Raw genomic sequence first — 3,674 nt, 5'->3', positions numbered from 1 at the left:
GCACGCGCCGGTGCACCGCGACCCGGCCATGGCCGCCGTGCTGTCCCGCGCCGAGACCGTGGCGCGGGCCGAGGCCAGCGTGCTGATCACCGGGGAGAGCGGCACGGGCAAGGAGGTCCTGGCGCGCCACATCCACCGTCATTCCCGCCGCGCCAACGGCCCCTTCGTCGCGCTGAACTGCGCCGCGCTGCCGGAGACGCTGCTGGAATCCGAGCTCTTCGGCCATGAGAAGGGCGCCTTCTCCGGCGCCGTCGCGGCCCGGCGCGGCAAGTTCGAGCAGGCCGATGGCGGAACGCTGCTGCTGGACGAGATCGGCGAGATGGACGTCCGGTTGCAGGCCAAGATCCTGCGCGTGCTGCAGGAGCGGGAGGTGGACCGGCTTGGCGGCACGGCGCCGGTGAAGGTCGATGTCCGCATCCTCGCCGCCACCAACCGCGACCTTGGCGCCGAGGTGCGGGCCGGGCGCTTCCGCGAGGACCTGCTCTTCCGCCTGCGGGTGGTGAGCCTGCGCCTGCCCGCGCTGCGCGACCGCGCCGGCGACATCCTGCCGATCGCCGAGCACTACGCCGCCCGCTATGCCGAGGCCAATGGGCTGCCGCACCGCCCCTTCGCGCCGCAGGCGCGGGCGATGCTGCTGTCCCATCCCTGGCCCGGCAATGTGCGGGAGCTGGAGAACGCCGTGCATCGCGCGGTGCTGCTGGCCGAGGGCGACGAGATCGGCCCCATGGCGATCGAGCTGGACCAGCCGCTGCCATCCGTGCCCGAACCCGCCACCGCTGCGGAGACCGTGCCCCGGCCCGCCACGCCGGCCGGGATCGTGGCGCTGGTCGGGCGGCGGGTGGAGGATGTGGAGCGCGACCTGATCCTGGAAACGCTGGGCCACTGCCTGGGCAACCGCACCCGCGCCGCCGAGATCCTCGGCATCTCCATCCGCACCCTGCGCAACAAGCTGCACGAGTACCGCGCCGCGGGCGCCAGCGTCCCAGCCGCACCGGGGCAGGCACCGCCGCCGGCGCTGCCCGGAGCTCTTTCCGCCATGATGCCCATCGGCGCCGGGGCGGAGCCGGTCTGAGCCGATGCTGGCCCTCGCGCAACGCCTGAAGACCTTCAGCCCCGGCAGCGACACGGGCCTTGCCCTGGGCGTGGCGGCGCTGATCGCGGTGCTGGTGGTGCCGCTGCCGCCGTTCCTGCTCGACGCGGCGCTGGCCATCTCGCTGACCCTCAGCGTGCTGGTGCTGATGACGGCGCTGTTCCTCCAGCGGCCGCTGGACTTCACCTCCTTCCCCACGCTGCTGCTGCTGACCACGCTGCTGCGCCTGGCGCTCAACGTCGCCACCACGCGCATCATCCTGACCCATGGGCACGAGGGCCACGGCGCGGCGGGGGCGGTGGTTTCCGCCTTCGGCTCCTTCCTGATGGGCGGCGACGTGCTGGTGGGGCTGATCGTCTTCGCGATCCTGCTGGTCGTGAACTTCATGGTGGTGACCAAGGGCTCCGGCCGCATCGCCGAGGTCGCGGCGCGCTTCTCGCTCGACGCCATGCCGGGCAAGCAGATGGCGATCGACGCCGACCTTTCCGCGGGCATCATCGACGAGTCCGAGGCCAAGCGCCGCCGCCGCGACCTGGAGGCGGAGAGCGGATTCTACGGCGCCATGGACGGCGCCGCGAAATTCGTGCGCGGCGATGCCATCGCCGGCCTGATCATCACCGCGCTCAACCTGCTGGGCGGCATCGCCATCGGCGTGGTGCGTCAGGGGCTGCCCTTCGGGGAGGCGGTGACCACCTTCTCCGTCCTCACCGTGGGCGACGGGCTGGTGTCGCAGGTGCCGGCGCTGCTGGTCTCGGTCGCCGCCGGTATCGTGGTGACCAAGGGCAATACCGAGGGCACCGCGGACCAGGCGCTGATCGGTCAGCTCGCCACCGGTACCAAGCCGCTGGCGCTGGTTTCCGGCGCGGCGGTCGCCTTCGCCCTGCTGCCGGGCATGCCGATGCTGCCCTTCCTGGCGCTGGCCGGCGGCACGGGCACGCTGGCCTGGTCGCGCCGCAAGGCCGCGGCGGCGAGGGCGGAGGCCGAGAACACCCTGCCGGCCGCCGGCCCGGCCCCGGAGGCGCCCGTCTCGGAATCCCTGCGGATGGATTCGATCCGGGTGGAGCTGGGCTATGGCCTGCTGCCGCTGGCGGCGGGGGACGGGCCGCGCCTGACGGAGCAGATCCGCAACCTGCGCCGCGGCGTGGCGACCGAGATGGGCTTCGTGCTGCCGGCGGTGCGACTGCAGGACAACCTGGAACTGCCGGCCGACACCTATGTGATCCGGGTGAAGGAGATCGAGGCCGGGCGCGGCCAGTTGCGCCTGCCCATGCACCTCGCGATCGATCCCTCGGGGCAGACGCCCGACCTGCCGGGCGATCCCTGCCAGGAGCCCAGCTTCGGCCTGCCCGCCCGCTGGATCGAGGAGCAGCACCGCGACATGGCGCTGGCCCTCGGCTGCACGGTGGTCGATCCGGCCGGCGTGCTGGCCACGCATCTGACGGAGGTGGTGCGCGAGCACGTGCCCGAGCTGCTGAGCCATGCGGAGACGCAGAAGCTGCTGGACGAGCTGCCGCGCGAGCAGGCGCGGCTGGTCTCGGACCTGATCCCCTCGCAGATCTCCACCGGCACGGTGCAGCGCGTGCTGCAGGCGCTGCTGGCCGAACGCGTCTCGATCCGCGACCTGCCCACCATCCTGGAAGGCATCGGCGAGGCGGTGTCAGGGGGGCTCCGCTCGGTGCCCGGCATGGTCTCGGTGGTGCGCGCCCGGCTGGCGCGCCAGATCAGCGAGGCGGCGCGCGGCCCCAACGGCTATGTGCCGATGATCGCCCTTTCCGCCGAATGGGAACAGGCCTTCGCGGAATCCCTGGTCGGCCCGAACGAGGACCGCCAGCTCGCCATGGCGCCGACGCGCCTGCAGGACTTCATGCAGCGTGTGCGCGACAGTTTCGACAAGGCCAGCGCGGCGGGCGAGACGCCCGTGCTGGTCTGCAGCGGCGCGGCGCGCGCGCATGTGCGCGCCATCGTCGAACGCTTCCGGCCCGCGACGGTGGTGCTGTCGCAGGCCGAGATCCATCCGCGCGCGCGCATCCGCACGGTGGGCGCCATCTGATGCGCAGGAATTTTCGTGTCGCCTTCACCTCTCATCAACAGAATTCGTTGCAAGGTTGAACCCATGAAGATCCGCGTATTCAACGGCTCCTGCATGACCGAGGCGATGCGCGTGCTGCGCCTCGAAATGGGTGACGATGCCGTCATCCTCTCCTCCCGCCACACGGAGAACGGCGTCGAGGTCACCGCGGTGCTGGACAGCGACGAGCCGCTGCTGATCCCGCCCGATTCCGCGCTGAAGCCGCGGCACGTCATCCCGCCCGAGCTGCTGCGGCACAACCTGCCGCCGGATCTCGCGGCGCGGCTGCGCGGCCCGATGGCCAAGGCACTGGAGGACGCGCTGCCCTTCGCCGGCCTGCCGGACCCGGCCACGCGCACCCTGGCGCTGGTCGGCCCGCCGGGCGCCGGCAAGACGCTCACCTGCGCCAAGCTCGCCACGCGGCTGGTGATGTCCGGCCATGCGCCCACCGTGATCACCGCCGATGCCGCCCGCGCCGGCGCCACGGAACAGCTCGCCGCCTTCACCCGGGTCCTC

Annotated in this window: 2 protein-coding genes and 1 pseudogene; all 3 read left to right on the top strand. The window is 72.4% G+C overall.

All coding sequences use genetic code 11. The features are described from left to right. On the top strand, window positions 1–1,072 hold a 1,072-nt coding region (locus tag ROTAS13_RS21035), incomplete at its 5' end, for a sigma-54-dependent Fis family transcriptional regulator (RefSeq protein WP_075823308.1). A 4-nt stretch (window positions 1,073–1,076) separates the two neighbouring features. Beyond that, a complete protein-coding gene (flhA, locus tag ROTAS13_RS21030) occupies window positions 1,077–3,140 on the top strand; it encodes a flagellar biosynthesis protein FlhA (RefSeq protein ID WP_075823307.1) in 2,064 nt (687 codons plus the stop codon). A gap of 63 nt (window positions 3,141–3,203) precedes the next feature. Further along, a pseudogene (locus ROTAS13_RS21025) lies at window positions 3,204–3,674 on the top strand (GTP-binding protein); the annotation flags it as partial.

The organism is Roseomonas sp. TAS13 (assembly GCF_001950415.1).
Classification (GTDB): Bacteria; Pseudomonadota; Alphaproteobacteria; order Acetobacterales; family Acetobacteraceae; genus Roseomonas; species Roseomonas mucosa.
Note: the sequence above shows the minus strand (reverse complement) of the source record. Positions and strands in the feature narration are given on the sequence as shown.